We start from the raw sequence: 15386 nt of genomic DNA, 5'->3' as shown, positions 1-15386 counted from the left end.
CTATTTTAAACGTTTACATGTATGCTTCAATTGGAGCACAACTACATACTAAATTTCTATCGCCGTATGCTTCATCTACACGACGAACAGTGGGCCAGAATTTATTTTCTGCAATATAATCCAATGGAAAAGCAGCTTGTTCTCTAGTATAAGGGAAAATCCAATTGTCACTTGTAACCATCGCCAATGTATGTGGAGCATTTTTCAACACATTGTTTGCATCTTCTTTTGAAGCCAATTCAATTTCTTTACGAATGGCTATCATTGCTTTACAAAAACGATCTAATTCCGCTAAATCTTCCGATTCGGTTGGTTCAACCATCAACGTTCCTGCAACAGGGAAAGAAACCGTTGGTGCATGAAATCCATAATCCATTAAACGTTTTGCAATATCGGTAACTTTAATGCCTTTTTCTTCAAATCCTCTACAATCTAAAATCATTTCATGAGCTGCTCTTCCCATTTCTCCTGAATATAAAATTGGATAATGTTGTTCTAAATGAGCTTTCATATAGTTGGCGTTCAAAATGGCATATTGTGTTGCATTTTTCAAACCTTCAGCACCCAACATGGTGATGTAGCCATAAGAAATTAAACACACCAAAGCCGAACCATAAGGAGCCGCTGAAATAGCAGTAATCGCCTGATTTCCCCCTGTTGGAATAATTGGATTAGTTGGTAAAAACGGAACTAATTTTTCGTTGACACAAATTGGGCCAACACCCGGTCCGCCACCACCGTGAGGGATGGCAAACGTTTTATGTAAATTCAAGTGGCAAACATCTGCACCAATAGTTGCAGGATTGGTTAACCCTACTTGTGCATTCATGTTAGCACCATCCATATAAACTAAACCACCATTGTCATGAATAATTTTTGTGATTTCGCAAATGGCACTTTCAAAAACACCATGGGTTGATGGATAAGTTACCATCAAACAAGATAAATTAGCAGCATGTTGAATGGCTTTTGCTCTTAAATCTTCCACATCGATATTACCGTTTTCCATGGTTTTGGTTACGATAATTTCCATGCCTGCCATTGCTGCCGAAGCCGGATTGGTTCCGTGAGCCGAAGCTGGAATTAAACACACATTTCTGTGGTCGTCGCCTCTTGAAATGTGGTAAGCACGAATGGTCATTAAACCGGCATATTCGCCTTGTGCACCTGAATTTGGTTGTAACGTAGTTCCTTGAAATCCGGTAACCACATTCAACTGATGCTCTAATTTTTTCAACATGATTTGATAACCTTCTGCTTGTTCAATTGGAGCAAAAGGGTGAATGCTGTTCCAATTTGCCATGGATAATGGCAACATTTCAGCAGCAGCATTTAATTTCATCGTACATGAACCTAACGAAATCATTGAGTGATTTAACGATAAATCTTTGCGTTCTAATTTTTTGATATAACGCATCAACTGTGATTCCGAATGATGGTTGTTGAAAACTTCGTGTTGTAAGAAAGTTGATTTTCTTTGTAAGTTTTCCGGAACCATCGACTCATTGGCTAATTGATTAATAGCAACATTATCCTTTCCAACTGCTTCCGCAAAAATCGAAATAATTTGATTGATGTCTTTAATCGAAGTAGTTTCGTTTAAAGAGATAGAAATCGTTTCGGCGTCTACATAAAAGAAATTCACTTCGTGTTTTTCAGCAACCGCTTTCACTTTAGTAGCATCTGCTTTAACAGAAATCGTATCAAAGAAAGCAGTGTTAGTTTGATAAACACCTAATTTATTCAAAGCTTCCGCTAAAGTGACAGCAGAAGCGTGTACTTTATCGGCGATATATTGTAGTCCTTTTGGTCCGTGATAAACAGCATACATTCCTGCCATAACAGCTAATAAAACTTGAGCCGTACAAATGTTTGAAGTCGCTTTTTCACGTTTGATATGTTGTTCACGAGTTTGCAACGCCATACGTAAAGCACGATTTCCGTTGGTGTCAATAGTCACCCCGATAATTCTTCCCGGCATGGAACGTTTGTATTCTTCTTTAGTGGCAAAAAATGCAGCGTGAGGACCGCCGTAACCCATCGGGATTCCGAAACGTTGTGTGGTTCCAACTACTACATCGGCACCCATTTCTCCCGGGGAAGTTAATTTTACTAACGATAAAATATCGGCAGCAACGGCTACTTTTATTTCTGATGCTTTTGCTTTTGCAATAAATCCTGCATAATCATGAACTTGACCAAATTTTCCCGGATATTGTAGAATAGCTCCAAAAAAATCTGATGAAAAATCAAAATTTTCATGATTTCCAATTACTAATTCAACGCCAATTGGCGTAGAACGAGTTTGAAGTACCGATAAGGTTTGTGGTAAAATTTCTTCAGAAACGAAGAATTTGTTCACGTTGTTTTTCTTTTGATCACGTGAACGAACGTCAAACAAAAGAGCCATCGCTTCTGCAGCTGCAGTTCCTTCATCTAACAATGAAGCATTTGCAATTTCCATTCCTGACAATTCGATAACTGTGGTTTGAAAATTCAGAATAGCTTCTAAACGACCTTGAGCAATTTCTGCTTGATAAGGCGTATAGGCTGTATACCATCCCGGGTTTTCAAAAATATTTCGTTGAATAACCGCAGGAATAATGGTAGGATGATAGCCTAAACCAATGTAGGTTTTGAATACTTTATTTTTTTTACCTAATTCCTGAATGTGATTTAGATATTCATATTCAGTCATAGCCGGTTCTAAATCCAAGTCTTTTTTTAAGCGAATGTCGTCCGGAATAGTTTCGTAGATAAGTTGTTCAAAATTTTCAACGCCAACGGTTTTGAACATATGATTTAAGTCGCTCTCACGTGGACCTAAATGGCGTAAAGCAAATGCATCTGTTTTCATGTATTTTCTTAAGGTAAAAGGTGTGTTGTTTTAAGGCACAAAAGTAATTATTAGTATTGTAATTTTTCGTTAAACAAGGACTAATATTTTTAGAATTTTTTAACCAAAAAGGGGTTTTATTAACAGAAGTGGTATTTTTGTTGCGTGAGAATTTTAAAAGCAATTGTTGATTTTTACATTCAGGCTTCACTTCATGTAGCTTTAGCAATCTATTCATTGGTTCGTATCACTGAATTATCATTGCAATTGACACCAGAATTTCCTATTGCAAATGTTGTTTTTTTCGGGACTATCGTAGGCTATAATTTTCTTAAATACTTTGAATCGTTTCAACAAGGGAATTTTGATATAAATAAAAATCGCTATTTAGTTGGGTTGACTTTTCTTTCTTTAATTGCTTCTATTTTCTATTTTTTACAATTGAATAATGCTACTCAGATTTACTTCATAAAAATAGGATTAATAGTAGCAATTTATCCATTTTTACGAAAATTTGGTTTTTGGAAATTGTTTTTAGTAAGTTTTTGTGTTACTGCAATTACAGCTTATGTTCCTATAATTTCTCATGTTTCAATTTCTGATGACATTAAAATTGTTATCATGCAACGTTTTTTGATTGTCATCAGTTTGATGATTCCGTTTGAAATTTTAGACAGTCAAACGGATGATAATTTAATGAAAACGCTACCTCAACGTTTTGGAATTTTTAAAACTAAAGTGTTCGGAATTGTTCTTTTATTTCCGTTTGTTTTATTGGAGTTATTTAAAGAAAAAATTGAAATATCAAGTTTTATAATTGCCTTAGTAACTGCAGTTTTCATCGGATTTACTACTTTGAAAAGAGATAATTATTACACCTCTTTTTGGGTGGAAAGTGTTCCAATTTTGTGGTGTTTTGTATTGATTTATACCTGACAGGTTTCAAAACCTGTCAGGTTTACTAGTCTATCCTCTAAAAACAATTCGTTCTTCAACTTGTGGCTGACTTGCTTTTCTTTTTCCTCTAAAAAATAAATACAAATTGATGAAAAGCATAATTCCCAAATAAATTGAAAAACCACCAATTTTGCTGCTCAATTCTTCAATCATAACTTGATAGGAGTTGTTGTATAAACTCATTTCCATAATTTTCAAAGCAAATCCGATGTTGAGTAAATAAAAACCAGTTTCAAATAGTTTGTTTGTGGCTTTGGCGATTTCTTCGCGACCTTTAAATATGTCGGTCATATAAATTAAACTGTTTTTAAACAACGTTTTTGAGACATAAATAGTTAAGGCAATCGTCACAGGAAGATAGATTCCGTAGGCGAGAAGTGTTTTTGTAGTTTCCATAATTTAAATATTAATTGATTAATTTTTTAATGTAGTTTGTAATCACAAAAATGTTGAGGTAATGGAGAATTCCAATGATAAAAAGGATGATTGATGTTTTATAAGCGATAATTCCAATCAATTGATTTACTGTTTCGATTTTCTCCCAACTCAAAATCGTAATCGCACAATAACCGAGATTCAGTAAATAATAACCTAACAATAAATTTTTATTCACTTTTTTGCATAAGTCTTCGTGATTGGGAACCAATTGTGAAACAAATACATTTCCATTTCTATATAAAATTTGACCTACCACAAAAATGATGATTGCGGTTATGGTTAGGTAAATGGAGTAGGAGAGGATGTTGAGGTTCATGGTTATTTAATTAAATTTTAATTTAAAAAATAATCCTGTAATAACTGAGGCTATTGAATATGATATGGTTATATCCAACATCATACTTCCTTTAATTATTGAAGTTGTTGTAATTACACCTACAACTGCTAATGAGATTAAAATTACTTTTGAAAGGTTTAAATTAATGTTGTTTCTGGCTAGAAAGTAATATACTAAACCATATAAAATGTATGTAGGTGTTGAAAAGAAAAGTCCAAAAAGCAATGATAGTGGATATACTTCCAAAAGACCTACAATTTTCCCTGGACTGACGTCAATAACATACATTACTATTTGTGACACTACTGGACCAAGTAATAGTGTGAAAAACCAATGTTTAAATAAATAACTCCAGTTCATATAATTACAATTTATAATGACCAATTAAATTATGAACAAACAAAGCCGTATTCACAATAGCAAAAAGCACAAACAAGAAATTCATTCCGTAGCTTCCGAATTTGAATAATTTTCGTTTCGGAATTTCATACATCGGATAATAAGCAATTTGTGTTGCTACTTTTCCTACCCAATAGGCAGCAATTAATCCTGTTAAAGCAACTGCCAAAGCAGATTGCTCTTTTAATTCATTTGTAAATAGAATAGCAATCAATCCAAATGAAAAGTTCAAGCCTTGAATGTATCTTCCATACGTTTTGGCAATTTCCTGATTCAAAGGTTTAAGTTGTTTTACATCATTATACCAATCAAAAACTTGATGACGGATGTAAGGATAAATTAGAGCTGTGAAAATTTGACCGATTCCGCTTAGAATAATTAGCCAGTTTGGGATGTTTATAGTCATGATTTTATTTTTTTTGAAAATGAATAATAAAACTCAAAAAGAAAATTAGAAATATTGGTATCGCTAAAAGGTAATCGAAATCATTTCCATCCCAAAGCAAAAAGAACAATCCAACTAATCCAAAATAGATATAAATCAGTTTGTTTTTTGGAAATATAAGTAAGTATATTGTGGCTGCAAATACTTGCAAAGCTCCGGTAACCGCAAGTCCATATCCACCGAGTAAAAGAAATAATAGTGCAATAATGTTTATGATTTTTACTATTTTAAAGGCTATTTTCATCTTATCTATTATTTTAAACTTTCAGAAAAAAATGAAAGTTATTATTAAAAAAAATTATTTCATTATTTTCACAACCAATTTAGCCAACCAATTGTCTTTGTATTCAGTGATTTTATCCAAAACATTATCTGCTTTCAAGACAAAATCATACAATTTAGAAGTTTGATCTACAAAATGTTTTTCAGCAGCGGTTCCATCTGATTCGATGGCTGAAACTTCTTTCAAGACTTTCAAAGCAGGCTTAATTTCGCGTTTGCTGCGTTCTCTAGAAATTTTTACGGCTAATTCATCCAAATCTTTTTCGGCTGTAAAAAACTCTTTGCGTTCGCCGGCTTTGTATTCTTTATAGACAATGCCCCAATCCATCAAGGCTCGCAAATTCATAGAAGCATTTCCACGAGAAATTTGCAATTCCTCCATAATGTCTTCCATCGAAATCGGTTCGTGCGAAACCATCAACAACGCATGAATCTGTGCCATGGTTTTGTTAATTCCCCATTGCGAACCTAAAGCTCCCCAGGTTTGTACAAATTTATTTTTTGCTTCTTTGAATTCCATGAGACAAAGATATATAAAAGTTTTTAAACTTTCAAAAAAAAATGAAAGTTTGTTTGTACAATTTTTATAACTAAAGATTTTAAAGAAACATGCAAGATCTTTTTTGACCTTGTAGGTTTTATTTATTTAATTTTTTTGGGTTTTCTTTCAATCCTTAACGTGAGGAAGTTAAAGGATGGAGAAGTTTTGAAAGAAATTTATACTTTCATTATTGAATTACAATTTTTTTCACAAACTCTTTATCTTTATTTGTAAGACGAAGTAGGTATATTCCGGATGCTACTCCTTGTAAACGTAAATCGATTTCCTTAGAGTTAATTATTTCTTTATGGATAATTTCTCCTAATTCATTAAAAATTACCATTTGACCACCTTGAAGCGAAACATCTTGAACTTGTATAGTGAAATTGCCGCTTGATGGGTTTGGATAAATGATAGAATTTTCAAGTAATGGGTTAGATACTTCTAGAGAAGGCATCGTAATCCGATTTACCTGGCCACCTTCCAAATTGGAAACATATAAATAGTTGTTATCAAAAATAACTTCTCCCGGACTAAAAAGTTGCGTGTAGATGAATTGCGTATTTGTGTTATTCAGTAAATCATGCTTGTAAACATAATCATCAGTAAAATTTACATTGTAAATAATTTGTTCACTTTCCCCGATGCATATTCCTTTTAAATTGAGAGAGTTTGAAAATACAATAGATTGTGCCATGGTGTCTAAGTTGTATTTTTTCAATTGGTTCGTGGCCGTGACATACAAATGATTGTTTACAACCACCATACCATTTCCACCAATATTATGGCCAGTATTACTTATAATTACTTCTGGAATAGCATTTTCTAAATTGAAATTGTATCTGTAAATATCTTGCGTGTCATTTATATACAAGTAATTGCTGTCTTTTGTTAAGCCATATGGATTTGAAAAAAGATGAACGATTTCTATCGTAGGATCGGTTACATTAAGATTTAATTTTATAACTCTTCTCAACTCCATTGGAATGGCCCGTTGAGCTACAAATAAATAATCTCCCACCACACAAAAATCTTGAAGAGCAGGTATTCCGGTTTTGAATATCTCCAACGTTGGATTAGGTTGATTTACTGGCATTCGATAGATGTTTCCTGTAAAACTACAACCAATGTAAAGCGTTTGATTGTGAATAACTATAGCATTTGTGTTATTACATGCTTCAAAGATAGTTGTAATCTGAGCCGAGCTTCCGAAACCAAAAAAAAGGATAAATAAAAGTAGTATTTTTTTCATAATCCATTGATTTAAAATAACTTCTATAAAAATAATGAATTTTTTGGAATCTTCATAAAGAAAAAAACAGTATTGTTTTTTTATCCTAATAACCCCGCCCTCTTCAACAACGCCTCCACTTTCGGTTCCTGACCTCTAAATTTTTTATACAATTCCATCGGTAATTCTGTTCCACCTTTTGATAGAACGTTGTCTTTAAATTTGGTCGCTACTTCTTGATTAAAAATTCCTTTTTCTTGAAAATAAGCAAACGCATCGGCATCCAAAACCTCCGCCCATTTATAACTGTAATAACCCGACGAATAACCACCCTGAAAAATATGCGAAAACGACGTACTCATACAATTTTCTTCCACATCAGGATATAATGAAGTACCTTCAAAAGCAGCTTTTTCAAATGCTTTTACATCTTCAATAGTTTGCACTTTGGCGTGATAAGCAATATCCAACAAACCAAAACTCAACTGACGCATCGTCGCCATTCCTTCCAAAAAACTCGCACTTTCCTTGATTTTTTCCACATACTGTTGCGGAATCACTTCGCCGGTTAAGTAATGTTTTGCAAACAAAGCCAACGCTTCAGGTTCATAACACCAGTTTTCCATCACTTGACTTGGCAATTCCACAAAATCCCAATAGACTGATGTTCCTGACAAACTCGGATAGGTTGTGTTCGCCAACATACCGTGCAAGGCGTGACCGAATTCGTGAAACAATGTCGTCACTTCGTTAAAGGTTAGGAGGGAAGGTTTAGTTTCCGTTGGTGGTGTAAAATTACACACAATCGAAACGTGCGGTCTTTCGTTCACGCCGTTTTTGATATATTGTGGTTTGAAAGAAGTCATCCAAGCACCATTTCGTTTTCCTTTTCTTGGGAAAAAATCAGCGTAGAAAACGGCAACCAGTTCTCCTTCGAAGTCTAACACTTCAAAAGTTTGCACATCGTTGTGGTATTTATCAATGTCAAAAACTTCTTTAAATCTGATTCCGAACAATTTATCGGCAATGGTAAAAGCTCCGTTCAATACATTTTCCAATTTGAAATAGGGTTTCAACAATTCATCATCCAAACTAAATAATTTCTGTTTTAATTTTTCAGAATAATACGCTCCATCCCATTTTTCTAACTGATCGATTCCATCTAACTCTTTCGCAAAAGCGGTTAATTCGGCAAATTCTTTTTGAGCGGCAGGTTTGGCTTTTTCCAACAAATCATTCAAAAATGATTTCACTTTTTCCGGATTTTGAGCCATTCGTTCTTCCAAAACAAAATGCGAATGCGATTCATATCCCAATAAATTAGCTCTTTTATGACGCAATTCTACAATTCGTTTTACATTTTCTTTGTTATCAAATTCATTATTTTGAAAGGCTTTTTTTCCGGCAGCAATGGCGATTTCTTTTCGCAATTCACGATTTTCAACATACGTTACAAACGGCAAATAACTCGGAAAATCCAATGTGAAAATCCAACCTTCCAATCCTTTTGATTTGGCTAAACTGGCTGCCATTTCTTTTGTACCATCAGGCAAACCTTTTAAATCAGCTTCGTTGGTAATGTGCAATTGATAATTGTTGGTTTCGGCTAAAACATTTTCGCCATACGTCAATTTTAATTTGGCTAATTCAGTGTCAATTTCACGTAATTTCAGTTTATCTTCTTCCGAAAGTAATGCTCCATTTCGTGAAAAACCTTTGAATTTTTTATCTAACAAAGTTGCTTGTTCAGTCGTTAAAGTCAATCTGTCTTTTTGATCATAAACAGCTTTTACACGTTTGAACAAATCTTCATTCAACGAAATATCATTGCTAAAAGCGGTTAATAAAGGCGAAACGTCTTGAGCAATTTTTTGCATTTCATCACACGTTTCAGCCGAATTTAAATTAAAAAATATCGACGATAATCGATCTAACGCTTCACCTGAAAAATCTAATCTTTCAATCGTATTTTCAAAAGTTGGCGTTTCAGAATTGTTGATGATTTCGTCAACTTCTGCCTTTGCTTTTGCAATCGTTTCTTCAAAAGCCGGTTTGTAATTTTCTAATTTTATTTGTGAAAAAGGTGCGGTGTTGTGTTTGGTTTGAAATACTTCGGTCAACATAAATTCAATTTTTTATTTTTCAAAAGTACGGATTTCGATACGTTTTATCAATCGATGAATTAGGGTTTATTTTAGAATAATTAGCTTTTCACATTAAAATTCATTATCTTATGAATTAATTGAATTTAAAACATGAAATACAACGTCACGATTAATAGCATTTTGAATGTAAATGAGATTCCGGAATACTGGAATGAACAAGATTATTTAAAATTATTAGAACTATTTAATTTTCCAGACCCTGAAACGATTGCAAAAGAAACCCTTTTGGACTATTTAAAAATGGCCATAACTGATGAAGAACCAAATAAAGCAGCAGCCATTTTATTGACTTATAAATTAAGCGAGAAATTAAACGAAGGTCAGATTCAGCAAATTTCAAACGATATGCTTTTGGACAAAGTTTGCGAAGAATATCCCGAAATTGATTTGCATGCTCCATTGTTTCACATCAACCAATTATTGTATCTTGCTTATAACGGAAAGTTTCCGAATGCAGCCGCTACGATTTTGAAATGTGTGATAATTGCCGATGATGTAGAAGATAAAAGCGAGTTAGGAAACGAACAAATACTGAAAATTCTTGCTCAAGGTTTAGGCGAGAGTGCGTTGTTGAAACGTTTGTTTCCTGAACAACTTGTAGGAATAAAGCCGTTTCCTGAAGCCAATGATATTGTATGGGAATTAGAATCATTAGGTTCTAGCCAATACAAATTAATCACCTCGGAATATTGGCTTTCTAAATCTGATTTTGTACAAGGAGAATATCAAGCGGATATTGTTTTTGAAGAAGGAATCACCGAGGCATAAACTTTAACAAAAAAATGGAATAATACTGATTTCGCAACGGACAAGTACTCACTTGTCCGTTGTATTTTTAAGTAAAAATTAGATTATTTCTATTTGATAAGGGTACCACAACTATGGAGTATCTACGAAGTATCTATGGAGTATCCATATATTTACTACGCTATATATACGCTATATATATGCTATAATTACGCTATAACTATGAATTATCAAGGATTGCTATGAGGTTTATTTATTCAATCCTTCCGAAGCTTTCAAAACCGCTTCTTTCAAACCTTCTTTGTAGAAAACAATTTTATCCAACACACATTTATCGTGACTTCCGATAATTTGTGCCGCTAAAATTCCGGCATTTTTGGCTCCGTTCAATGCTACTGTTGCTACAGGAACACCGCCCGGCATTTGCAAAATCGACAAAACTGAATCCCAACCGTCAATGGAATTACTTGATTTCACCGGAACACCAATTACTGGCAATGGCGACATCGAAGCAACCATTCCGGGTAAATGGGCTGCACCACCAGCTCCTGCAATAATGACCGAAATGCCACGAGTGTGAGCATTTTTACTAAAATCAAACAATTTTTCCGGTGTTCGGTGTGCCGAAACAATATCAACTTCGGTTTCTATATCAAATCCTTTTAAGATGTCGATGGCTTCTTGCATGACCGGCATGTCGGAGATGGAACCCATTATGATGGCTACTTTGCTCATTATTTTTTGTTTCAAGTTTAATGTTTCAAGTTTAATGTTTCAAGTTTAATGTTTCAAGTTAATTAGTTTTATGCTGCGAACTGCGACTGATTACTGCGACTGACCACTGATTACTCTAATACTATTCTTCACTTCCTCCGCAATTCTTCTCGCTTCCATCATATCTTCATTCACAATCGTTACATGACCCATTTTGCGGAAAGGACGTGTTTCTCTTTTACCATAAATATGAGGAGTTACACCATCAATCGCCATGATTTTTTCAATGTTTTCATAAATAACTTGACCGGAAAAACCTTCTTCACCCACCAAATTTACCATAATTCCGGCAACTTTGCTAGCTGTATTGCCTAAAGGTAAGTCTAAAATAGCTCGCAGATGATTTTCAAATTGCGAAGTATAACTGGCCTCGATGCTGTAATGACCTGAATTATGGGGTCGTGGAGCTACTTCATTGACTAAAATTTCATCGTTTTCGGTTTGAAACATTTCTACCGCTAATAAACCAACATGATTGAATGATTCTGAAACTTTCAACGCAATTTCTTGAGCTTTTTGAGCCACTTTCTCGTCAATTCGAGCCGGGCAAATCACATATTCTACTTGATTGGCTTCCGGGTGAAATTCCATCTCCACCACAGGATAGGTTTTTACTTCACCGGAAACAGAACGAGCCACAATGACAGCTAACTCATTTTTAAACGGAATCCTATCTTCGGCAATGCATTCCACATCAGGAAGTTTGACAAGATCTAAAGCAGAACGACAAATTTTAACACCAGTTCCGTCGTAACCAAATTGAGCACATTTCCATACAAAAGGAAAATCTAATTCATCATTTTTTATCGCTTCTTGTAATGATTTTAAACTCACAAATCGTTTGAAATTAGAAGTTGGAATGTCATTATCCGCATAAAAATCCTTTTGTCTTCCTTTATTTTGAATTTGGTGTAATGTTTTTGGAGAAGGATAAATCGGCAAGCCTTCTTCTTCCAATTTAAGAAGAGCTTCCAAATTTACATTTTCGATTTCGATAGTTAGTAAATCAACCATTTTTCCGAAACGATAAACGGTTTCAAAATGCATCAAACTTCCTTCAAAAAATTGGTTGCAACCAAATTGTGCAGGAGCTTCCGGGCTTGGATCTAAAACAAAAGTTTGTATGTCAAATTTTCGGGTTTCAGCCAAAAGCATTTTGCCTAACTGACCTCCTCCCAAAATACCTAATTTAAAATCGGATGAAAAGTAGTTCATTGTGTTGTTGTTTGGGCAAAGATAAGTAACAATTTATTGAATGAAAAGTTATTTCAGTCGTTTCAAAATATTTCTTGCTGCCGCTTTATAACCTGCAGAATGATTCGAATAATCCTGACTTAAAATTGGTTTTAATTCCTCATAAATCCAATCGTATTTTTTCCCTAAAACAAATAATGCTTTCATTGCGTATGCTTTTGAAGCTACTTTTTCGTCTTGAATTAATCGATCAATCAATGCTTCAATTAAAATATGTTCTTGCTCTTTGGTTAAATTAATTCCGTTTTTTCGATGATTGCTTTTAGTTAAAAACATTGCAATTCGAGTGGCAGGTCGCAACGAAGAATCATTTTTGATTTTAGGTAACACTTCGCAAAATTCATCAATATAAGGAACTAGCAATTTCAACTTTTTTTCACCTACCAAATCCAAACTCCAAAAGGCTTTGACGTGTAATTCATGCGAAATATCAAAAGCAATCGAAATCAATTCTTTCAAATTTTCTTCACTTTTCATGGCAAAATTACTCACCATAACTCGGCTTTTCACATGAGCTGTGCTTCCTTCTATTTTTTGATATATCATTGAATTCATTCGGTAAATATACCAATTTTACAAAAAAGTCGGAATTCTTACTTCGTAATAGTCAAGACTTCCGTAAATTTGCACTTTATTAAAAATCAGAACATGATACACCTTCACGACAAAACATTTGTACCGTTTATTTCTTCGGAAGAATTGAATTTTGCTATTAAAAATTTAGCTAAACAAATGGACGATGATTTTTTTGATGAAGTGCCCGTTTTTGTGGGTGTTTTAAACGGAGCTTTTATGGTTTTGTCCGATTTAATGAAAGAATATCGTGGGATGTGTGAAGTGAGTTTTGTGAAATTGTCTTCCTATGAAGGTACTCAAACCACAAATGAAGTAAAGCAATTAATCGGTTTAAACCAAAATTTAGAAGGGAGAACCGTTGTTATAGTTGAAGATATCATCGATACCGGAAATACCATCGAAGAATTGAAAGCAATTTTTAAAGAAAAAAATGTAAAACATCTCAAAATTGCCACTTTGTTTTTAAAACCGGATGCCTACAAAAAAGACATCAAAATTGATTATGTAGGAATTCGAATTCCAAACAAATTTATCGTAGGCTACGGTCTTGATTATGATGGTTTGGGACGAAATTTACCAGACGTTTATCAACTTGCAGAATAAATCCTAAAATTAAATAATCTAACAATCCAACAATCCATATTAAAATGATTAACATCGTTCTTTTCGGAAAACCGGGTGCAGGAAAAGGCACACAAGCTGAATTTTTAAAAGAAAAATACAATTTAACGCATTTATCAACCGGCGATATTTTCCGATTCAATATAAAAAATGACACCGAGTTAGGAAAATTAGCGAAAACTTTTATGGATAAGGGTGATTTGGTTCCAGATGAAGTGACCATTCAAATGTTGCAAAGTGAAGTGGATAACAACCCTGATTCTGCCGGATTTTTATTTGATGGTTTCCCAAGAACAATTGCTCAAGCAGAAGCTTTAGATGCTTTTTTAGCTTCTAAAAATCAAAATATTACTGCAACAGTTGCTTTAGAAGCCGATGATGAAATCTTGGTTCAACGCTTATTAAAAAGGGGAGTAACTTCAGGAAGAGCTGATGATCAGGACGAAGAAAAAATTAGAAATAGATATCAAGAATACAATGAAAAAACAGCACCGTTGATGGCATACTATGAAGCTCAAGGGAAGTTTCATGCTGTAAATGGAATAGGTACAATTACAGAAGTAAACGAGAGATTGAATCACGTATTTGATTCATTATAAGAAGCTAATCCGGCTTTTAGCTTGATTCCTATTTTTATCAGAATCGTTAGAAATAATTATTAAAACAAAAAAGGAGCTTCCATTGGTTGCTCTTTTTTGTCAAGAAAAATTAGTTTTTTAGCTTCGGGCTTTCCGCTACAATCCGGGCTAAACAGACAACAGAAAACAGAAAAAATGACAGAAGGAAATTTTGTAGACTACGTAAAAATATATGTTTCATCCGGAAAGGGAGGGAAGGGATCTTCGCATCTTCACCGTGAAAAATTTATTGAAAAAGGTGGTCCCGATGGTGGTGATGGTGGTCGAGGTGGTCACGTTTATTTAAAAGGAAACAAAAGTCTTTGGACATTATTTCATTTGAAATTCGTTAAACACATTCGTGCCGGCCATGGTGGTGATGGTGGAAGTTCAAGAAGTACAGGTCATGATGGTGAAGATAAATTTGTGGAAGTTCCGTTGGGAACCGTTGTTCGTGATCAGGAAACAGGAGAAATTCTGTTTGAAATCACCGAACACGATGAAGTAAAAATCATTGCAAAAGGTGGAAAAGGCGGACTTGGAAACTGGCATTTCCGATCGTCAACCAATCAAACACCACGTTATGCTCAACCCGGAATGCCGGTGGAAGAAGTGGATGTGACTTTAGAATTGAAAGTTTTAGCCGATGTTGGTTTGGTAGGTTTTCCAAATGCCGGAAAATCAACTTTACTTTCGGTGATGACATCAGCTAAACCTAAAATTGCCGATTATCCGTTTACGACTTTGAAACCTAATTTAGGAATTGTGTCGTACAGAGATTTTCAATCGTTTGTAATGGCTGATATTCCCGGAATTATCGAAGGGGCTGCCGAAGGAAAAGGACTCGGACATTACTTTTTACGCCACATTGAACGAAATTCAATTTTACTGTTTTTAGTGCCTGCTGATGCGGCAGACATCAAAAAAGAATACGAAATTTTGTTGGATGAACTTCGCCGATACAATCCTGAAATGTTGGATAAAGACCGAATTTTAGTGATTTCCAAATGTGATATGTTGGATGATGAATTAAGAGGCGAACTCGAAAAACAAATGAAAAAAGAGTTCAAAGGCGTTAAATACCATTTTATATCTTCAGTTGCACAACAAGGTTTGCAAGAATTGAAGGATATGTTATGGAAAATGTTGAATGAAGAATAATTTTT

The 15386-nt window shown here is 34.3% G+C and carries 17 protein-coding genes; 5 read left to right on the top strand and 12 right to left on the bottom strand.

Annotated elements, in window-relative coordinates:
- Nucleotides 1-13: 13 nt before the first annotated feature.
- On the bottom strand, nucleotides 14-2857 hold the full coding sequence (gene gcvP / locus IEV15_RS11715; RefSeq protein ID WP_188362716.1) for an aminomethyl-transferring glycine dehydrogenase: 2844 nt from the start codon (nucleotides 2855-2857) through the stop codon (nucleotides 14-16).
- Nucleotides 2858-3001: 144 nt separating this feature from the next.
- Here gcvP and IEV15_RS11710 point away from each other — a divergent pair, with 144 nt between their 5' ends.
- The gene (locus tag IEV15_RS11710) at nucleotides 3002-3772 is read left to right on the top strand and encodes a hypothetical protein (protein ID WP_188362715.1); all 771 of its coding nucleotides are present in this window, start codon (nucleotides 3002-3004) and stop codon (nucleotides 3770-3772) included.
- 30 nt (nucleotides 3773-3802) lie between these two features.
- Here IEV15_RS11710 and IEV15_RS11705 read toward each other — a convergent pair whose 3' ends face one another.
- The 8 genes from IEV15_RS11705 to IEV15_RS11670 all read right to left on the bottom strand — a co-directional run bounded on the left by IEV15_RS11705 (nucleotide 3803) and on the right by IEV15_RS11670 (nucleotide 9589).
- On the bottom strand, nucleotides 3803-4189 hold the full coding sequence (locus tag IEV15_RS11705; protein WP_188362714.1) for a hypothetical protein: 387 nt from the start codon (nucleotides 4187-4189) through the stop codon (nucleotides 3803-3805).
- 10 nt (nucleotides 4190-4199) lie between these two features.
- Nucleotides 4200-4547 (bottom strand): hypothetical protein, encoded by a 348-nt coding sequence (locus IEV15_RS11700; RefSeq protein WP_188362713.1) that lies wholly within the window; start codon nucleotides 4545-4547, stop codon nucleotides 4200-4202.
- A gap of 6 nt (nucleotides 4548-4553) precedes the next feature.
- The gene (locus tag IEV15_RS11695; protein WP_188362712.1) at nucleotides 4554-4928 is read right to left on the bottom strand and encodes a hypothetical protein; all 375 of its coding nucleotides are present in this window, start codon (nucleotides 4926-4928) and stop codon (nucleotides 4554-4556) included.
- A gap of 4 nt (nucleotides 4929-4932) precedes the next feature.
- On the bottom strand, nucleotides 4933-5373 hold the full coding sequence (locus IEV15_RS11690; RefSeq protein WP_188362711.1) for a hypothetical protein: 441 nt from the start codon (nucleotides 5371-5373) through the stop codon (nucleotides 4933-4935).
- A 4-nt stretch (nucleotides 5374-5377) separates the two neighbouring features.
- Nucleotides 5378-5656, bottom strand: coding sequence for a hypothetical protein (locus IEV15_RS11685; protein WP_188362710.1), 279 nt, complete (start codon nucleotides 5654-5656; stop codon nucleotides 5378-5380).
- A 54-nt stretch (nucleotides 5657-5710) separates the two neighbouring features.
- The gene (locus IEV15_RS11680) at nucleotides 5711-6214 is read right to left on the bottom strand and encodes a GbsR/MarR family transcriptional regulator (protein ID WP_188362709.1); all 504 of its coding nucleotides are present in this window, start codon (nucleotides 6212-6214) and stop codon (nucleotides 5711-5713) included.
- Between the two features lie 208 nt (nucleotides 6215-6422).
- Nucleotides 6423-7487 (bottom strand): T9SS type A sorting domain-containing protein, encoded by a 1065-nt coding sequence (locus IEV15_RS11675; RefSeq protein WP_188362708.1) that lies wholly within the window; start codon nucleotides 7485-7487, stop codon nucleotides 6423-6425.
- A gap of 80 nt (nucleotides 7488-7567) precedes the next feature.
- Nucleotides 7568-9589 (bottom strand): M3 family metallopeptidase, encoded by a 2022-nt coding sequence (locus IEV15_RS11670; RefSeq protein WP_188362707.1) that lies wholly within the window; start codon nucleotides 9587-9589, stop codon nucleotides 7568-7570.
- A 132-nt stretch (nucleotides 9590-9721) separates the two neighbouring features.
- Between IEV15_RS11670 and IEV15_RS11665 the strand changes: the two genes are divergently transcribed.
- Nucleotides 9722-10399 carry a hypothetical protein gene (locus tag IEV15_RS11665; protein WP_188362706.1) on the top strand — a complete coding sequence of 226 codons (678 nt, stop codon included), beginning with the start codon at nucleotides 9722-9724 and terminating at the stop codon, nucleotides 10397-10399.
- Between the two features lie 228 nt (nucleotides 10400-10627).
- Here IEV15_RS11665 and purE read toward each other — a convergent pair whose 3' ends face one another.
- The 3 genes from purE to IEV15_RS11650 form a co-directional block, all read right to left on the bottom strand.
- Nucleotides 10628-11113, bottom strand: coding sequence for a 5-(carboxyamino)imidazole ribonucleotide mutase (gene purE, locus IEV15_RS11660; protein ID WP_188362705.1), 486 nt, complete (start codon nucleotides 11111-11113; stop codon nucleotides 10628-10630).
- Nucleotides 11114-11203: 90 nt separating this feature from the next.
- Complete coding sequence (locus tag IEV15_RS11655; RefSeq protein WP_188362704.1) at nucleotides 11204-12367, bottom strand: 5-(carboxyamino)imidazole ribonucleotide synthase; 1164 nt, start codon at nucleotides 12365-12367, stop codon at nucleotides 11204-11206.
- A 48-nt stretch (nucleotides 12368-12415) separates the two neighbouring features.
- On the bottom strand, nucleotides 12416-12961 hold the full coding sequence (locus IEV15_RS11650) for a HEAT-like fold family protein (RefSeq protein WP_188362703.1): 546 nt from the start codon (nucleotides 12959-12961) through the stop codon (nucleotides 12416-12418).
- A 93-nt stretch (nucleotides 12962-13054) separates the two neighbouring features.
- Between IEV15_RS11650 and hpt the strand changes: the two genes are divergently transcribed.
- The 3 genes from hpt (at nucleotide 13055) to obgE (ending at nucleotide 15381) form a co-directional block, all read left to right on the top strand.
- Nucleotides 13055-13585, top strand: a complete 531-nt coding sequence (hpt, locus tag IEV15_RS11645; RefSeq protein ID WP_188362702.1) for a hypoxanthine phosphoribosyltransferase — start codon at nucleotides 13055-13057, stop codon at nucleotides 13583-13585.
- A 44-nt stretch (nucleotides 13586-13629) separates the two neighbouring features.
- Nucleotides 13630-14202, top strand: coding sequence for an adenylate kinase (locus tag IEV15_RS11640; protein ID WP_188362701.1), 573 nt, complete (start codon nucleotides 13630-13632; stop codon nucleotides 14200-14202).
- 174 nt (nucleotides 14203-14376) lie between these two features.
- On the top strand, nucleotides 14377-15381 hold the full coding sequence (obgE, locus tag IEV15_RS11635) for a GTPase ObgE (protein WP_188362700.1): 1005 nt from the start codon (nucleotides 14377-14379) through the stop codon (nucleotides 15379-15381).
- Nucleotides 15382-15386 lie beyond the last annotated feature (5 nt).

Origin of the sequence: Flavobacterium orientale, from assembly GCF_014638005.1 — a bacterium.
GTDB lineage: Bacteria > Bacteroidota > Bacteroidia > Flavobacteriales > Flavobacteriaceae > Flavobacterium > Flavobacterium orientale.
The sequence above is the reverse complement of the archived record's forward strand: the minus strand, read 5'-3'. Positions and strand labels throughout refer to the sequence as shown.